Source organism: Campylobacter showae, from assembly GCF_900699785.1.
GTDB classification, from domain to species: Bacteria; Campylobacterota; Campylobacteria; order Campylobacterales; family Campylobacteraceae; genus Campylobacter_A; species Campylobacter_A showae_D.
In genome coordinates, this window is record NZ_LR535679.1 from 1,716,689 (window position 1) to 1,732,640 (window position 15,952).

Below are 15,952 nucleotides of genomic sequence, written 5' to 3' on the forward strand. Positions count from 1 at the left end.
TTTTTCGGTCAGGCGATCCGTCAAATTTTATCGTCCGCGCGGGTGCCTTGCTCAAATTTGACGTATTTTTACGCCCAGCTCAAATTTGCTCGGCGTTAATTTTTATGAATTTATAAAAACTTTGGAGAAAATTTAGATGCGAGATTCGCGCGAGTTTCAGGTCTTAGCGGGCGAGGTAAAAAACGTGAGATGGGATGCGGCGATGGATGAGTGCGCTTTTGAGATCGCGGGCGCGAAATTTAACGCCAAAAAGCTCAAAGAGCACCTCGTGCCTCGCGAAAATGACCGCCTAGCTATCGCCTATGACGAACAAAACGAGGTTTGGAATTTTAAAAATTTAACCTCTGGCAAGTGGCTCAAAAACTACGCTTGGCACGCGCATTTGATGATTTTTGAGGAGGCGATGATGGAGTTTTTGCCGGAGAGGCTTTACGGTCTTATCTTGGTGATACCGATCGTCTGCCTATTTAAATATCTCCCGCCGCTTGGTAATATTATCTTGCTTTTTGCAGTTATGATTTGTCTATTTGTGTTGCTACCTTTGCTCTGCATCGACGACAAAACTCCGACCGATAAGGCAAACGCGTATCTAGCTTTGAGAAATTTTTAAAAGAAGCGGATTTGTGGTTCGTCGTCAAATTCGCCCGCCCAAAAATGCTGCCAAACGCGGCAAATTCAGCGTCTATTCTTAAATTTGGCGGGCGAACGAGCGATCAAATTTATAGGTGCGCAAATTTATATCGCTCAAATTTCGGGCGCGAAAACTTAAAATTTAAAAGGATTTAGCTTGCAAGAAACGAAAAACGATTTAAACCTGCTCGGTGGCCGCATAAATTCGCTTGAGTGCGTCTATAAAGACAAAAGCGGATTTGATTATAGCTTTAGCTTGGAGGATCAATTTTTTAACGTCCGCTCGCTACAAAGTCCGCTCTTGCCGGTAAATGACGGCGACGAAACGCTGGTCGTTTGCGATAAAAAGGGGCGGGTTTTGGGGCTAAAAAACCGTTCCCTAAACTCCGCGGCCTGGTACACCTACGAGCCTAGCTCCTTTTTTGCGGCTCTGTTTTTCGCGCTATTTTTGCTGTTTGGCGCGGCAGGTGTTTGGGCGATTTTTTCGGGATTTGGCGGATGGCAGCCGCTTTTTGGCACTTTGCTTCTAGTTTTTGGTTTTGGCTCTCTTGCCTTTGCTTGGTTTAAATATCACGGCGAGGCGTCTTTGGGTTTGCGCGTTAGGTTGATGCTAGACGCCGCAAAAGAGCCCAAGGCAAACGGCGAGGTTAGCGGCGCGGTGCGAAATCTAAGGATTTTTGATACGAAAGAGAAAAACTATTTTAGCGTCACGGTCGGCGATACGTTTTTGTGGGGTAGTGGCCCTAAAAAGCGCGCTCTGGAGCTAGCAAACGGCGACGAAGCGAGCGTGAAATACGAAAATTTCAAGGTTTTAGAGATACGAAATCTCAGTAAAAATCTGACTGCGAAAAAATCGCAAGGCTTTTTTGAGAGGGGCGCTAGCTTTGTCGTGGATATCGCGATCAGCCTTTGCGCGGGACTTGTTTTGCTCTGCGCGGGAACGATGGATTTTTGGTTTTCGCCTTTTGCGGGGATTGCCGGCTTGATAATCTTGCTCGGCGGATTTGGTTTTAACGTGTTTTATAAAAAAGATTAGCCTTTGACGAGGCTTGGCAAATTTAGCGCGGAGATTTTAAATTTAAGCCAGGCCGCCGTAAATTTGACGCTCAAATTCGGCGTAAAATTTGAGTAGCGCAAGCGGACTCGCCTGTGTTTAAATTTACAAAAAACGCTTGCAAATTTGCCGGGCCCTAAATCGCTGATATAGCGGCGATAAAGCTTAAATTTAGAGCGACCTCCGTGGTTTATAGCGAGGCAAATTTACGCACGGCAAGGCTAACTGCGACCGTCAAATTTAGCCTAAATTTCGCAAAAACTCCGCGTATTCTTTAGTGCCGCGCTCTAAATCGTCCTGGCTTGATACGTAGTCCACGCCCGGAGTCTCCTCGGCGCCGTAAAATGCGAAAAAGTCGCGATAATCGGCGCGAAAATAGTATTTAAACGCAAGCTCAAACGGCACAAGAACCTCGCGCAGGCTAAAATGATAGCGTCCTTGCGAGCTGTAGTCGCTCTTTTTGATGCCCGCAGTCACGGCTAGCGCCACCTTACGCCCCGCTATGCCGTCTGAACCGCGTCCGTAGGCAAAGCCGTGCGTCATCACCGCGTCGATCCATGATTTTAAAATCGGAGGGCAGGAGAAGTTGTGAAGCGGAAACTGCAAAACGAGTGCATCGTGGGCTCTGATGAGCTCTTGCTCGCGCGCGGCGTCGATATTGCCGCCTGTGTAAACCTGCGTCAAATCATGAACGCTAAAGCGCTGCGGCTCTTTGAGAGCCTCTTGTAGCAGGAGTTTGTTTATAACCGAGTTTTGGATGTCTGGGTGGGCTAGGATGATTAGAGTTTTCATTTTTCTCCTTTTTTAATCAAGCAAATTTTAACCGTCGGCAAGCGCCGCCTTAGGCTCGCAAATACGCTGTTTTAGACTCCAACGGAGTAAAATTTAACCCAGCCATCGATGCGCGACTCCTCGCTCCCCAAACCGTTTCAAACTCCAACAGGGTAAATTTTAGCGAACTTGGCTTAAATCTGAGCGGAGCATTGCGCGGTTTAGCGACGCAAATTTAGCGTATTTTTACAAAAACGCTTGCAAATTTCGCAAATTTTCTTTTATGGATTCGGGACGATAGAGTGCCGAGATAACGGCGATATAGTCTGGATTTAGTGCGGCGATTTGCGCGATATTTGCTGCGTTTATGCCGCCGATCACGCAAACTGGGATACGTAAAATTTCCTTTGCGCGCCTGATCGTTTCAAATTTACAAAGCGGGGCGTTTGGCTTGGTCGGGCTTGCAAACAAGGCGCCAAATGCCGCGTAAGAGGCGCCCTCATCCTGCGCTTTCAGGGCTAAATTTAGATCGTCATAACAGCTAACGCCGATGAAAGCGTCATCGCCCAGGATCTTTCTAGCGGCCTTTACTCCGCCGTCGTTTTTGCCGATGTGCATGGCATTTGCGCCTATTTTGGCGGCAAATTTGACGTCGTCGTTTACGATAAATCTCGCGCCGTAACGCTCGCAAAGCTCTTTTAGCGCAGTCGCTACGCGCTCGTTTTTGGGCTCAAGCTTGGTGCGGTACTGTAAAAACTTCACTCCGCACTCTAGTAGCTCGCGAGTTTGCTCGAGTATGCTGTTTTCGGGCGTTAGGGCGTCGTCCGTGATAGCGTAAACTTTAGCCACGGTTTTCGCCCGCTGCTTTGTGATCTAGCAGCCGCATGCCGAAATTTGAGCCGTGAGCGTTTTTGATGGCGTTTGCGACAAAGGCTTTGGCGCGTCTGATTGCCGTTATCTCGTCTGCCCCGCACGCTAGGGCGCAGGCGATAGCCGCGGAGAAGCTACAACCAGCGCCGTGCATGATCGTAGGACGCTCGAGCGGCTCGCCGAATTTAACTATCTCGCCGCTTTTTTTATAAAGCGTGTCCTCGCAAATCGCGCTCGTTTGCGTGCGTTTTAGCACCACGTCGCAAGGTAGATTCGCGCCTAAATTTAACCGCTCGCCGTCAAAATTTAACCCTAAAATGCGCGCTTCGTCTAAATTCGGCGTCGCGATGCGGGCTAGACTCAAAAGCTCTTTTAGCGCGTTTATGGCGCCCTCTTGCAGCAGCTTGGCGCCCGATTTTGCCACGCAGACGGGATCTATCACGGCGCTTATGCCTCGGTTTTGCTCTAGCCAGGCTTTGACGCATGCTATGAGCTGTTCGTTAAAGAGCATGCCGATCTTTACGGCGTCAAATTTTAGCTCGGCGCAGACTGCTTCTAGCTGCGCGTTTAAAAACTCTGGCGTTACGGGCATCACCGCGCTCACGCCGTTTGTGTTTTGCGCTGTTAGAGCAGTGATCGCGGTCGCGCTATAGCAGCCGTAGGCCTCGCAGGTTTTTATGTCGGCTTGCACGCCGGCACCCCCGACGCTGTCGCTGCCTGCGATGATTAGGATATTTTTTTTAGGATTTTTCATTGTTTTGCCTTGAGCGGTTTTTGTTAAATTTATCTTTAGGCTAATTTATTTGTCGCCAAAATCCTTGCCAAACTCTACGCCTAGCTCCTTTAAATTTACGGGGCCGTTTCCTTGCGACTCCATCGGCATCGGCGGCGGAGTTTGCGGCTGCGTTTGTTTAGGCTGTTCGCTTGCGGGGTTTTGCTCGGTTTGAACGTTTTTGGTGGCGTTATTTTCGGCTTTTTTAGGTTTTTTCTTCGGTTCTTCTAGCTTTTTGCCGGTTAGGCACTCGTAAATTTCCGCGTGATTTTTCTTTGCCCAGTCCTCTTTGACCTCGATTTTTTGGTACTCTTTGCTAGTAGGTGCGGCTAGGCCGTTTTTGACCAGGGTTTTGTTTAGGATTCTGCTTTCGTCGCTTACTTCGCACAGCCATCTATCGCCGAGATTTTTTAGCGTGAGCACGTAGTAGTTGCGCTCAGGACGAAATATCTTTTTGATCTCTTTGTCGTAGGATTTGCTGAAATTTTCCAGCTCTTTTTTATCTTTTATGCATTTTGCGCCGTTATAAAATTTAACGTTTGCAAGCTTGCAAGGGGCGATCACGGCGGCGTTTAGTCTAAAGATAAATGTATCGTAGTCTAAAATTTTTTCTAAAAACAGGATTTCTTTGGTAACTTTTTCGCGTTTGGATTTGGTTGTTTGAGTGATTTGCATGTCGGTAAACTGGGCGAGCGAATTTACCGACAGCAAGGCTAAAGCGCAAAATTTAAGCAGAGTAAAAAATGCGCTTTTTTTCATTATTTCAGATCGTATTTTTCTAGCAGTTTATCGTAGCTGCCGTCTTTTTTCATCTCGTCGAGCGCGGCGTTTATTTTAGCGATTAGATCTGCTTGCTTGCCTTTGTCAAACGCCATAGAAAAGCCTTCGCTACCGTCGTTTTCTTTGTAAAATTCCTCAAGCTCGGGATTTTTCTTTAAAAACCCGTAACCGATCGAGCTATCAAGCACGACCGCGTCTATCTTGCCTTTTTTTAGTCCCATGATTAGCGGAACCGGATCCTCGGCAGGTACGACTTTAGCGCCTGCGATAGCGTTAGCGGCGATCTCTTGGACGGTGCCTTGTTGTACGCCCACTCTTTTACCGTTTAGGGCGTCTTTGCTCGCGATAGCGTCGTTGCCTTTAGCGCGCAAGTAGATGTTTTCGGTAGCGTAGTAAGACTGCGTGAAATCAACCGACTTTCGTCTATCGTCGGTTGCGCTCATCGCGCTTGCTACGGCGTCGATCTTGCCCGTTTTTAGAGCTGGGATTAGGCCGTCAAAGCTCATATTTACGATCTTGTACTCAAAACCCGCGCGTTTAGCGAGCTCTGCTACCAGATCCATATCAAAACCCGTGATCTTGTTTTGCTCGTCCACGTACTCAAACGGCGGATAGTTAGCAGCGGTACCGATCTTTAGCTCGGCGGCACCAAGCGTAGCTAGAGCCGCTAAAAGCAGCGCAAAAATCTTTTTCATTTTCTCTCCTTTAAATTTGGTTTTAAATTTAAGCCCGCGTTTTGGTGCGGGCTTGCAAATTTACTTTAGGCCGTATTTTTCCATCATCTTGTCAAATTCGCCGCTCTTTTTGAGCTCCTCTATCGCGGCATCTATTTTGCCGATTAGCTCTAGGTGCTTGCCCTTGTCAAACGCGACGGCAAAGCCCTCGGTGCCGTCGGGAAGCTTCAAAAACTCCTCCAAATCAGAGTTTTGCTTTAGATACTCGTAGCCGATCGGACTATCTGTTAGCACGACGTCGATTTTGCCCGCTTTTAGCGATAAAATCGCAGCCGCTACGTTTTCTGCAGGTACGGCTAGGTCGCCGCAGATAGATTTAGCCGCGGTCTCTTGCAATGTACCTATTTGCGCGCTTATTTTCTTGAGATGCATATTGGTCGCATTTACGTCGGTGCCTTTTTTGCGGATGAAAAGATTATCCGAAAAATAATAAGGCTTGGTGAAATCGACCGATTTTCTTCTCTCCTCGGTCGCGCTCATACCGCTTAGCGCAGCGTCTATCTTGCCCGTTTTTAGAGCTGGGATCAGCCCGTCAAAGCTCATGTTTTGTACGTCAAATTTGACGCCTATTTTCTTACCGACGGCTTCTATCATATCGATTTCAAAGCCTACGATCTTGTTGTGCTCGTCGATATACTCAAACGGCGGATAGTCCGCGCTAGAGCCCACTCTTATCGTTTGTTGTACCGCTACGGGGGCTGCCTCGTTTTTTACTGCGGCGTCTTTGCTTGCGTTTTCATTCGAGCTTTGATCGCAGCCTGAAAGCATCAAAGCGGCGGCTACGAAAACGAAAAGTTTTTTAAATTTGCCGGCGGACAAAGCCGCAACGATGTTTTGTGACATTTTGACCTCCTTTTAGTGGTTTAAAATTTTACCTAGAAAATCCTGCAAACGCTGATTGCTGGGGTTTTCAAATACGTTTTTAGGCGTGTCGTCCACGGCTATTTTACCGCCGTGCATGAAAAATATCCTGTTTGCCACGTTTTTAGCAAAACCCATCTCGTGGGTGACTACTAGCATCGTGATGCCTTTTGCCGCGACGTCCTTCATGATGTCTAGCACTTCGCCGATCATCTCGGGATCTAGCGCGCTGGTGGGCTCGTCAAAGAGTATGACCTCGGGATTCATCGCGAGGCTTCTAGCTATCGCTATACGCTGTTTTTGACCGCCGGAGAGCTTGTGCGGGAAGGCATATTTTTTATCGCTTAAACCCACGCTTTTTAGCAGCTCGTCGGCTCTTTTTTCCGCGCTTTCTTTATCCAAAATTCCCGCTTTTATCGGAGCTAGGGTTAAATTTTGCAAGACGTTTTTATTTGCAAAAAGGTTAAAGTGCTGAAAAACCATGCTCACTTTTTGACGGATTTTGTTTATATCCGTTTTTTTGTCCGTTATATCCTCGCCGTTTATCTTTATGTGCCCGCCGCTTGGCTCTTCTAGGCGGTTTATGCAGCGTAAAAACGTACTTTTGCCTCCGCCGCTAGGGCCTATGATAGCGATGATTTCGCCTTGTTTGATATCTACGCTTATACCATCGAGGACGCGTAAATCGCCGTAATTTTTACTCAAATTTCTAATCTCAATCATGGCGATTTAGTCTCCTCTCTAAAATTTTAACCAAAAACGTAAAGAACTTTACGCTGACGTAGTAAACTATGCCCGTGAAAATGACGGGCTCCGGACTATAAAACACCGCTTGTAGGCTCTTGCTTTGCATCGTGATGTCGATCACGCTGATGTATCCTACGACCGAAGTTTCTTTAAACAGCGAGATAAATTCGTTCGCAAGCGCAGGCAAGATGTTTTTAGTCGCCTGCGGAAACACCACCTCTCGCATCGAGACGTAGTAGTTTAGGCCCATCGCCCTTGCAGCTTCCATTTGCCCTTTATCGACGCTATTTATGCCGCTACGCACGATCTCTGCGACGTATGCGGAGCTGTTTAGCCCAAGCGCGATCAAAGCGACGTAAAAGTTATCGCTCCAAGTCGCGAAAATCACGACCGAAAATATAAGCAACTGCAAAATAATCGGCGTTCCGCGCAGGATATCCACGTATTCGTCGATGAGAAAGCTTAAAATTTTGATATTTAAAAATTTTAAAAACGCCAAAATAAAGCCCAAAGTCACGCCTATAGCCGTGCCGCCTATGGTGAGTCCCAGCGTCACGCCGTAGCTTTTAAGGTAAGCTAGACGTTGTGCCTCGTTTAACTCCGTCGGATAAAAATAATAAACGCCCGCGGAGACGATGAGGACGAAAAATAGCGCCCTAAAAAATTTTTCGTTTAGCATTTCTTAAACCTTAAAAGCGTAATGAGGCTTAATAATACGAAAAAAAATATAAATTTAACCTTTTTTACGCGAAAAAATTATCTTTTAAACAAATTTATCATATTATCGTAACTTAAATTTAAAACCCGAGGGAAATTTATGGATTATGCACGCTATATCGCCATCGCGCTGTATTTTGGATTTTTGCTTTTCGTGGGGCGATACTCGTATAACAAAAACGCCAATATGGGCGAATACCTGCTCGATAATCGCCGCCTAGGGCCCGTAGTTACGGCGCTAAGCGCGGGAGCCAGCGACATGAGCGGCTGGATGCTGCTTGGCGTGCCGGGCGCGCTTTACGCCACGGGGCTTGCTACGATTTGGATGGTTTTGGGGCTAGTTATCGGCGCGTATTGCAACTACCTGTTTTTAGCAAAGCGCCTGCGCGTTTATACCGAGGTTGCCAGCGATAGTATCACGATCCCTGATTTTTTACAAAATCGCTTCAAGGACGAGACCAAAATTTTACGCATAGTCTCGGAGCTTTTGATTTTGATATTTTTCACGCTATACGTGAGTAGCGGCATAATCGCGGGCGGCAAGAGCTTTGAGAGCTTTTTTGGATTAGATTTTAAATTCGGCGCGATCTTTACGCTGGCTATCGTCGTTTTTTACACGTTTTTCGGCGGATTTCGCGCGGTTTGTATCACGGACGCGTTTCAGGGCACGCTGATGTTTTTGGTTTTAGTCGCCGTGCCGATAGTGGCGTTTTGTAATCTAAATTTGCCTGACGGCGCTACATTTTGGAGCGAGGTGGCAAAATACGGTAAAAACCACCTAAACGTCTTTTACGACCAGACTTTTTTAAGCGTCTTAGGACTTATGGCGTGGGGGCTTGGATATTTCGGGCAGCCGCACATCATAGTTAGATTTATGGCGATACGAAGCTCAAAAGAGCTAGCCCAGGCGCGCCGCATCGGTATCGGCTGGATGGCGATAGGCTTAGTCGGGGCGATGATGAGCGGGCTTATCGGCTTTGTGTATTACAGCGAGTTAAATTTGCCTCTAGCAGACCCCGAGAAAGTCTTTTTGCAGCTTGGCGAGACGCTGTTTCATCCGTTTTTCGTGGGTATCATCATCTCAGCCGTGCTTTCAGCCATCATGAGCACGATCTCTAGCCAGCTTTTGGTTAGCGCAAGCTCGGTGACGCAGGACTTCGTGTTTGCCTTTTATAAAAAAGAAATCTCGCAAAAAGCTCAGGTCGCCGCGGGCAGATACGCCGTCGTGGCCGTCGCGCTAGTGGCTACCGCGCTTGCTTTTAGCTTTAACGAAAGCGTGCTAAACGTCGTGGGCTACGCGTGGGCCGGTTTTGGCGCGAGCTTTGGGCCGGTGCTGCTTTTTAGCCTTTACTGGCGCAGGATGAGCGCGCTGGCGGCCTTGCTGGGTATGATAACGGGCGGAGCGACGGTGATTGCTTGGATAGCGCTTGGGCTAAATTCTTACGTTTACGAGATATTGCCGGGCTTTGCGGTTTCTTGCGTCGTGATTTATCTCATCAGCCTTTACGGCGACGCGATAGATAAGATGAGCAACGAGCCAAACTCGGCCACCGTGCAGGATGAATTTGAAAAAATGAAAACGAGGCTGTAAATGCAAAGTAGCGTAAAATGCGGTAACTGCGGCGCCGAAGTCGATGTAAATTTGGCTCTAAAAACCGAGCTTGAGCTTGAAATGAAGCAAAAAATGGCGGCGGCTAGGCGAGATTTCGACAAAGAGATCGAAGCAAAAAGGGCCGAATACAAGGCTCATTTAGACGCTCTAAACGCAAAGGAAAAAGAATTTGACGCCAAATTTGCCGCAGCCCTAAACGCTAAAAAAACAGAGCTTGAAAATGAAATAAAAGCAAAGCTTGAAAGCGAAAATTTAAATATAGTAAACGCCCTAAAAACCGAGCTTGAAGCCAAGTCAAAGCAGATAAACGAGCTAAATTTAAAGACGCTTGAAATAGAAAAGCTAAAACGCGAAAAGAGCGAGTTTGAAAGCGCGCTGATGGCTAAAACCGAGGCCGAGCTAAGCAAGCGCCTAAACGAGGAAAAAGAGCGGCTAGGCAAGGCTTTGGCCGAGCAAAACGAGCTAAAATTTAAGCAAAAAGACGAGCAGCTAGAGGCGCTAAAAAAGCAGCTAAACGAGGCGCAAAGACGCATAGAGCAGGGCAGCGAGCAGCTACAAGGCGAGACGCAAGAGCTTGCTATCGAGGCGTGGCTACGGGAGAAGTTTGTATTTGATACCATAGACGAGGTCAAAAAGGGCGCAAACGGCGCGGACGTGATGCAGATCGTAAATACCCGCGAGGCGCAAAACTGCGGCAAAATCTACTACGAGAGCAAACGCACGAAAAATTTCTCAAACGAATGGATAGAGAAATTTAAGGCCGATATGCGCGCATCGGGCGCCGACGTCGGGGTGCTAGTTAGCGAGGCGCGCCCGCGGGAGCTAGAGCGCATGGGGCTGATTGACGGCGTATGGGTGTGCAACTACGAGGAGTTTAAGGCGCTTTGTTTCGTGCTAAGGCAGGGCGTCGTGGAGCTAAATTTCGCTAGGAACTCCGCGCAAAACCGCTCAAACAAGATGGAGATGCTCTACTCGTATCTAGTTAGCAACGAGTTTAAGATGCGTATCGAGGCTATCGTGGAAGGCTTTTCTGCGATGAGCGATGAGCTAGAGCGCGAGAAAAACGCGATGAAACGCATCTGGAAGAGCCGCGAAAAACAGATCGAAAAGGTGCGCGACAACGCGATCGAGATGTTTGGCTCGATAAAGGGGATCGCTGGAAATGCGATAGGGGAGATAAGGACGCTGGAACTGGGGTTTGATGCGGGCGATTTTGATTCCCTGTAAATGGCGGATTTTAGAATAAATTTTTTTACGACCACCGCAGTCACGGACGACTAGTCCGCTCCTTTGCGGGTAAGAAAAATTTATTTAAACTACGCCTATTCTGTCTGGAATACTTGTCTCATATCCTGCTAAATTTGCAAATTTAACTCTGCTAAAATTTAAAAACGAAAGGCCCAAATTTGAGTGATTATGATTTGCCTAAAGGTACCGAGCTTGATGACGATGAGAAGGTTCTGTATTGCTATCAAAATGTAAATTATTTTTTTGCCGTTAGGATGTTTATTTGCATGTTTTTGTTATTTGTTTTGTTTAATATCATAGACGGTAGTATCTTGTCTATGATTGTCATATCCGCCGTTTCAATTTTTCTATTTTACATTATGTATTGCGAGATATTAAATTATAAAAGGCGATGCATATATATTACCAATCAAAATTTTATTACCGGAAATAATATAAAAACAAAAAAAGAGGAAATATCATATTTCTACACAATTTATGCATTCGGATATCGTCCTGTAATCGTATTGTATAAAAATAAAAAGTTTTTGTATTTTTTATTTGTCGAGGATGATGTAAATTTTAAAGCTGCGATGAGCGCTATTTACGACATCTCGCTTAATGAAGATTTTAAATTTGATTTAGGTAGCGGAGCGTATGGATTTGCCAAGAGCTATGCGATAAGGAAATTAATAAAATAGTGCAAGTACGCAAAAGCATATTGATTACACTGGTTTGGTGCGTCGTCGCCGCGCTATATATTTTAAATTTGCAACGGGGCTAAATCTGCAAATTTGACTCGGCCAAAATTTAAAAACCCAGCGAAGTTCTGCTTTAGCTTCACTGCGTTCGCTACTGCTTAAAGCAGCTTGCAAGCAAGAAGAGGCTGTTACGCTCGCAACCGCTAAGCATGACGCAGCTTAAACCCATCAATACAAAAGCAAAATAACGTCAAATTTTCACAAACTAAATTTTACGTTTTCAAGATGCCGGTCTAGGCGAGTAAAATTTTTCAAATTTAGCCTCAAATTTAGCTTGCATCGACCTGAATTTTATATTTACCGCAGCGGGTGCAGCGAAACAGATAGCCCGCCATATCGCCGCCTGCGACGAGGTAACCCTGCGCATCCTCTACCGCAAATTCGCCGCGCAGGGCGTATTCGGTAAAGACCTCTTCGGCAATACCCAAATCCTCTAATTCCTTCGTGCCAACGTCGCCCAAAAACTCGCAGTAATAGTCGCAGCATACAAGCCAACGCTCTCCTTGCCAGCTAGAATACCCAGGCGTCCTTTTAAAAAGCTCCTCGGTTTTAGCCTGCACGTCCGCAGCGCCCGGCGGCAGAGGATCCGCGTCCTGGATGAAGCTAGCGTCAAATTTCGCCGCAGCCGCGCCGCTAGCGATGCAGTGCGGGCAAAGGTAGTTCACGTCCGCCACGCAGTAAACGCTACCGCAATAATACGCGTCCGTCGGCTGCCCGCAGCACTCGCAAATCACGCTCGCATCATCTTTAAACACGCCCGTTTTAAATGGATCCGGGTGATAACGAAAATGAGGCAACGCCTTTAGTTTTTTGCTTTGGCGCGCCGCCTCGCTAGCGGTTTGAGGGCGCTTTACTGCATCTGCGTCGCTATTTTCCGCATACTGCTTCAGATAGCCGAGCTTTTTGAGCTGCTTTCTGTCCTTCGGATCGCAAATTTCGCCGAGTAGCTCGCAGGCGCTCTTTTTGAGTCCAAGTAGTTCATAAACGTCTACCAGCACGGCTTTTGCCTCTTTTTCAGCGTATTTTTCGAGCTCGTCTTTGAACTCATACAGCGCCAAAACGCTCGCCGCGCTACCGTCAGAATCCCAAAACGCCTTTTGAAGCGCGATATATATTTGCCTAAGTTTATCTATCTTTTCCCCTCAAATTTGCGGGCGGTACTATTCTTAAAATTTAAATTTTACAGAGCGCGCTTGCTGTTTTAGAGGACGCCTATTCGGGTCAAATTTTACTCCGCGCAGATTGCTTTAAGTTTTGTTAAATCCAAAATCAAACTATGCGAAAACGCGTCTATCACGACTCCGGCGTATTTGTCTTCGGCGCCATCTAGTATCGCGGCGTAGTCTTTTAGGCGTAGATTTATCGCCTCTTGCTCGGCGTCGTTTCGCCATCTCATCATCTCGGCTCTGCTAGAAAACGCCGGGAAATAGCTAAGCCCGCTCTCTTCGTTTTCAAGTAGGACAAATTTGATATTTGAGCCTTCTTCTTCATAAACTGCGCTGCCGTCAGGCTTTGCTAAGGCTTGGTTTATGAGTACGGGCGCTAAAAACTCTGTCTTTTTTAGCGCTGCGATTAGCGCCTTTTCGCTTTGTTCGCCGCCGTCTAGTAAAAATACGTCTATAAAATCGTTTAAATTTTCGTTCATCTCTCGCCTTGGATTAAATTTGGCGTATTATACATTTTTGCGTTTTAAATCAAAATTTAGCAGTAAATAAGCTTTGCGTTGCTATAATCACAACCTCACTTCAGCTGGCGGGTTCATAGCTCAGTTGGTTAGAGCATCCGGCTCATAACCGGATGGTCCCAGGTTCGAGTCCTGGTGAACCCACCACCTATTCACATTAATTATCTCAGATTTTTAAAGCCATTTTGTCTTTAGATTTAATCTAAAACAGTTATCGTAAGTTAAATTTAAGCCGTCAAATTTGAGCCGATTTTTAAAATTTGCGGTCAAATTTGACGTCAAAATCAAGCAAAGGCGAAATCTGATTCGCCTATTTTTTGGTTTGTTTTAGCAGGTTCATCTTCATCTCGTAGTAGTTCACGCTCATATCGACGTAGTGTTTGTGCGGGTTTTCAAAGCGTTGCTCCTCCTGCCAAATTTCATTTTCGAGCTGCTCTTTTACGTACTCTCTAATTTGCGCTAAATTTACTTTCTCGCTCACACGCTTGCCGTCTTTTACGACTAGATTTTGCAGCTGCCGCGCCGTGCAACCTTCAAAATACAGCTCCTTCCACGGCTTTTGGGGATCTATATAGCGGTACGGCTTGGATAGGTCGGGCGTTTCGTCCGCGTTTGCGATGAGGTCGGCTATGGCTTGGCCGTTTTGGTAGATACGCCAGACCTTTTTTATGCCGGGATTGGTCATCTTTTCTACGGCTTCGGATAGCTTGATACGAGGGTTAAATTTGCCGCCGTTTTCGACTGCTACTAGCTTATAAACCCCGCTAAAAATCGGATCGCTCTTGGAGGTTATCAGCCGTTCGCCCACACCAAAGCCGTCTATCTGTCCGCCTTGGGCCAGGATCGAGGCGATGGTGTATTCATCCAGGCTGTTTGAGACGATGATTTTGCAGTCTTGTAGCCCCGCCGCATCTAACATCGCACGCGTTTTTTTGGATAGATATGCCAGGTCGCCGGAGTCTAACCTGACCGCTTTTAGGCGCTTGCCTAGCGGCTCTAGCACCTCTTTTGCTGTTTTTATCGCGTTTGGCACGCCGCTATGCAGCACGTCGTAGGTATCTACGAGCAGCGAAGCGGAGTCTGGATAGAGCAGGGCGTAACGCTTAAATGCCTCAAATTCGTCGCCGAAATACATCACCCAGCTGTGCGCCATCGTGCCCGTCGTTGGTATGCCAAAAGTCTTAGCAGCTAGCACCGTCGCCGTACCGTCCGCGCCGCCGATGTATGCAGCTCTGGCGCCATATACGGCGGCGTCAAAGTTATGCGCGCGTCTGGCGCCAAAGTCAAACACGCTCCTGCCGTCCGCGGCCTTTACGATGCGCCTGGCTTTGGTCGCTATGAGGCTTTGGTGGTTTATCTGCGATAGGATCGCGGTTTCTATGAGCTGCGCGTCGATAGGCGAGGCCACGACGGTCATAAAAGGCTCTTGCGGATAGATGATCGTACCTTCGGCAAATGCGTATATATCGCCTCTAAAGCGAAATTTGCGCAGGTAATCCAAAAAATCCTCGCTAAATAAATTTAACGAACGCAGATAGCTCACGTCGCTCTCGTCAAAGCGTAAATTTTCTACATACTCTATGATCTGCTCAAGTCCCGCAAATATCGCAAAACCGCCGCCGTCGGGCACCTTGCGGTAAAAAACGTCAAACGCCACGCGCGGCTGATCCCCGCTTTTAAAATACCCCTCCGCCATCGTAAGTTCGTAAAGATCCATCACCATGCTGACATTTCTCGCGTCAAACTGCGTCATTTTTGCCCTTTCTCGTTAAAATTTGATAATAATATAACCCCGCGGCTTGCGAGACGCTGAAATTCGGCGGAGCGCTTTTTAACAAATATATTATTTAATCTCATAATATTATCACTTTTTATCGGTTTTTAAGCTCTATTAGCATATAGTTTTAAAGTTTTTATTTAAAAAAAATTTTTATATTATTTTTATATTTTAAATTACTTTTTTGAGTTTTTAGACGTTGAAATCTGTAAATTTAGGAGGATTTTATGAAGCAGACTTTGCTTTTAAGCAGTTCAAGCTACAAAGATACGGGCTATCTTAAGCATTGTAAAAACTGGATATACGAGTTTTTGAAAGAGTGCGGAGTTTGGGACGAGCAGGTGCTTTTTATCCCGTATGCCGGAGTTCGCCGCACTAACGACGAGTACGAGCAAAAGGTCATCGACTGCCTAGAGTACAAAAATATCGCGTCCATCCATAAATTTAGCGATCCAAAACGCGCCGTAGCCGAGGCTAAAGCCATCTGCATCGGCGGCGGAAACACATTTGCGCTGCTTTACTATCTTTATAAATTTGATCTAGTCGAAGCTGTCAGACAAAGAGTGGAGGCGGGAGTGCCGTATTTTGGCTGGAGTGCGGGCGCAAACGTCGCCGGAAGCACGATGATGACGACAAACGACATGCCTATCATCATGCCAAAAAGCTTTGACGCGTTAAATATCTTCCCGCATCAGATAAATCCGCATTTCATCAGCGGCAAGATCGCTGGACACAACGGCGAAAGCAGGGAGGAGAGGCTGGAGGAGTTTTTGATAGTAAATCAAAAAAGCCTGATCTACGCGCTACCTGAAGGTACGGCTCTAAGGATAAAGGACGAAAACGCAACCGTGATGGGCATGGATGAAAGCCCCGTCTTAAAAATGGCGTATCAAAAAGAAACCGAGTTCATAAAAGTCGGTGAGAGCTTTAAATTTTAGCCGTTTGGGCTCGCACT

General features: G+C 46.8%; 17 protein-coding genes and 1 tRNA gene. 7 read left to right on the plus strand and 11 right to left on the minus strand.

The genetic code is table 11. From position 1 onward, the window contains the following. Positions 1-136: 136 nt before the first annotated feature. Both E4V70_RS08515 and E4V70_RS11000 read left to right on the plus strand, forming a co-directional pair. Positions 137-610, plus strand: coding sequence for a hypothetical protein (locus tag E4V70_RS08515; RefSeq protein WP_122862679.1), 474 nt, complete (start codon positions 137-139; stop codon positions 608-610). A gap of 177 nt (positions 611-787) precedes the next feature. Next, on the plus strand, positions 788-1,666 hold the full coding sequence (locus E4V70_RS11000) for a hypothetical protein (RefSeq protein ID WP_232037851.1): 879 nt from the start codon (positions 788-790) through the stop codon (positions 1,664-1,666). Positions 1,667-1,924: 258 nt separating this feature from the next. Here E4V70_RS11000 and E4V70_RS08525 read toward each other — a convergent pair whose 3' ends face one another. The 8 genes from E4V70_RS08525 to E4V70_RS08560 form a co-directional block, all read right to left on the minus strand. Beyond that, positions 1,925-2,476 carry an NAD(P)H-dependent oxidoreductase gene (locus E4V70_RS08525; protein ID WP_122862680.1) on the minus strand — a complete coding sequence of 184 codons (552 nt, stop codon included), beginning with the start codon at positions 2,474-2,476 and terminating at the stop codon, positions 1,925-1,927. Positions 2,477-2,701: 225 nt separating this feature from the next. After that, positions 2,702-3,304: a thiamine phosphate synthase gene (thiE, locus tag E4V70_RS08530; protein WP_122862681.1), complete on the minus strand. Its 603-nt coding sequence runs from the start codon at positions 3,302-3,304 to the stop codon at positions 2,702-2,704. Continuing rightward, positions 3,297-4,079 carry a bifunctional hydroxymethylpyrimidine kinase/phosphomethylpyrimidine kinase gene (gene thiD / locus E4V70_RS08535; protein WP_122862682.1) on the minus strand — a complete coding sequence of 261 codons (783 nt, stop codon included), beginning with the start codon at positions 4,077-4,079 and terminating at the stop codon, positions 3,297-3,299. The genes thiE and thiD overlap by 8 nt, the downstream gene beginning before the upstream one ends. Before the next feature lie 45 nt (positions 4,080-4,124). Then, on the minus strand, positions 4,125-4,856 hold the full coding sequence (locus tag E4V70_RS08540) for a hypothetical protein (RefSeq protein WP_122862683.1): 732 nt from the start codon (positions 4,854-4,856) through the stop codon (positions 4,125-4,127). Then, positions 4,856-5,572: a basic amino acid ABC transporter substrate-binding protein gene (locus tag E4V70_RS08545; protein WP_122862684.1), complete on the minus strand. Its 717-nt coding sequence runs from the start codon at positions 5,570-5,572 to the stop codon at positions 4,856-4,858. Before E4V70_RS08545 ends, E4V70_RS08540 begins: the two co-directional genes overlap by 1 nt. Positions 5,573-5,632: 60 nt before the next feature. After that, the gene (locus E4V70_RS08550) at positions 5,633-6,454 is read right to left on the minus strand and encodes a transporter substrate-binding domain-containing protein (protein ID WP_122862685.1); all 822 of its coding nucleotides are present in this window, start codon (positions 6,452-6,454) and stop codon (positions 5,633-5,635) included. 12 nt (positions 6,455-6,466) lie between these two features. Then, positions 6,467-7,195 (minus strand): amino acid ABC transporter ATP-binding protein, encoded by a 729-nt coding sequence (locus tag E4V70_RS08555; protein WP_122862686.1) that lies wholly within the window; start codon positions 7,193-7,195, stop codon positions 6,467-6,469. Further along, positions 7,188-7,898, minus strand: coding sequence for an amino acid ABC transporter permease (locus E4V70_RS08560; RefSeq protein ID WP_122862687.1), 711 nt, complete (start codon positions 7,896-7,898; stop codon positions 7,188-7,190). Before E4V70_RS08560 ends, E4V70_RS08555 begins: the two co-directional genes overlap by 8 nt. Positions 7,899-8,036: 138 nt before the next feature. On the opposite strand from E4V70_RS08560, the gene putP reads away from it, so the two are divergent. The 3 genes from putP (at position 8,037) to E4V70_RS08575 (ending at position 11,476) form a co-directional block, all read left to right on the plus strand. Then, positions 8,037-9,527 (plus strand): sodium/proline symporter PutP, encoded by a 1,491-nt coding sequence (gene putP / locus E4V70_RS08565; protein ID WP_122862688.1) that lies wholly within the window; start codon positions 8,037-8,039, stop codon positions 9,525-9,527. Next, the gene (locus E4V70_RS08570; protein WP_122862689.1) at positions 9,528-10,775 is read left to right on the plus strand and encodes a DUF2130 domain-containing protein; all 1,248 of its coding nucleotides are present in this window, start codon (positions 9,528-9,530) and stop codon (positions 10,773-10,775) included. A 179-nt stretch (positions 10,776-10,954) separates the two neighbouring features. Beyond that, complete coding sequence (locus E4V70_RS08575) at positions 10,955-11,476, plus strand: hypothetical protein (RefSeq protein WP_122862690.1); 522 nt, start codon at positions 10,955-10,957, stop codon at positions 11,474-11,476. A gap of 329 nt (positions 11,477-11,805) precedes the next feature. Here E4V70_RS08575 and E4V70_RS08580 read toward each other — a convergent pair whose 3' ends face one another. Together E4V70_RS08580 and E4V70_RS08585 are read right to left on the minus strand one after the other, a co-directional pair. After that, complete coding sequence (locus tag E4V70_RS08580) at positions 11,806-12,594, minus strand: CbrC family protein (RefSeq protein ID WP_232037852.1); 789 nt, start codon at positions 12,592-12,594, stop codon at positions 11,806-11,808. A gap of 170 nt (positions 12,595-12,764) precedes the next feature. Then, complete coding sequence (locus tag E4V70_RS08585; protein ID WP_122862692.1) at positions 12,765-13,181, minus strand: SseB family protein; 417 nt, start codon at positions 13,179-13,181, stop codon at positions 12,765-12,767. 109 nt (positions 13,182-13,290) lie between these two features. Between E4V70_RS08585 and E4V70_RS08590 the strand changes: the two genes are divergently transcribed. Continuing rightward, positions 13,291-13,367 (plus strand) — tRNA-Ile (locus tag E4V70_RS08590). Between the two features lie 163 nt (positions 13,368-13,530). Here E4V70_RS08590 and E4V70_RS08595 read toward each other — a convergent pair. Further along, positions 13,531-14,973: a nicotinate phosphoribosyltransferase gene (locus E4V70_RS08595; RefSeq protein WP_122862693.1), complete on the minus strand. Its 1,443-nt coding sequence runs from the start codon at positions 14,971-14,973 to the stop codon at positions 13,531-13,533. 251 nt (positions 14,974-15,224) lie between these two features. Between E4V70_RS08595 and pepE the strand changes: the two genes are divergently transcribed. Further along, the gene (gene pepE / locus E4V70_RS08600; RefSeq protein WP_122862694.1) at positions 15,225-15,935 is read left to right on the plus strand and encodes a dipeptidase PepE; all 711 of its coding nucleotides are present in this window, start codon (positions 15,225-15,227) and stop codon (positions 15,933-15,935) included. Positions 15,936-15,952 lie beyond the last annotated feature (17 nt).

Bases quoted from the DNA above. Each gene is read 5' to 3' on its own strand.
- E4V70_RS08515 (WP_122862679.1), top strand. From the start codon at position 137: ATGCGAGATTCGCGCGAGTTTCAGGTCTTAGCGGGCGAGGTAAAAAAC.
- E4V70_RS08525 (WP_122862680.1), bottom strand. From the start codon at position 2,476: ATGAAAACTCTAATCATCCTAGCCCACCCAGACATCCAAAACTCGGTT.
- thiD (WP_122862682.1), bottom strand. From the start codon at position 4,079: ATGAAAAATCCTAAAAAAAATATCCTAATCATCGCAGGCAGCGACAGC.
- E4V70_RS08540 (WP_122862683.1), bottom strand. From the start codon at position 4,856: ATGAAAAAAAGCGCATTTTTTACTCTGCTTAAATTTTGCGCTTTAGCC.
- E4V70_RS08545 (WP_122862684.1), bottom strand. From the start codon at position 5,572: ATGAAAAAGATTTTTGCGCTGCTTTTAGCGGCTCTAGCTACGCTTGGT.
- E4V70_RS08550 (WP_122862685.1), bottom strand. From the start codon at position 6,454: ATGTCACAAAACATCGTTGCGGCTTTGTCCGCCGGCAAATTTAAAAAA.
- E4V70_RS08555 (WP_122862686.1), bottom strand. From the start codon at position 7,195: ATGATTGAGATTAGAAATTTGAGTAAAAATTACGGCGATTTACGCGTC.
- E4V70_RS08560 (WP_122862687.1), bottom strand. From the start codon at position 7,898: ATGCTAAACGAAAAATTTTTTAGGGCGCTATTTTTCGTCCTCATCGTC.
- putP (WP_122862688.1), top strand. From the start codon at position 8,037: ATGGATTATGCACGCTATATCGCCATCGCGCTGTATTTTGGATTTTTG.
- E4V70_RS08570 (WP_122862689.1), top strand. From the start codon at position 9,528: ATGCAAAGTAGCGTAAAATGCGGTAACTGCGGCGCCGAAGTCGATGTA.
- E4V70_RS08585 (WP_122862692.1), bottom strand. From the start codon at position 13,181: ATGAACGAAAATTTAAACGATTTTATAGACGTATTTTTACTAGACGGC.
- E4V70_RS08595 (WP_122862693.1), bottom strand. From the start codon at position 14,973: ATGACGCAGTTTGACGCGAGAAATGTCAGCATGGTGATGGATCTTTAC.
- pepE (WP_122862694.1), top strand. From the start codon at position 15,225: ATGAAGCAGACTTTGCTTTTAAGCAGTTCAAGCTACAAAGATACGGGC.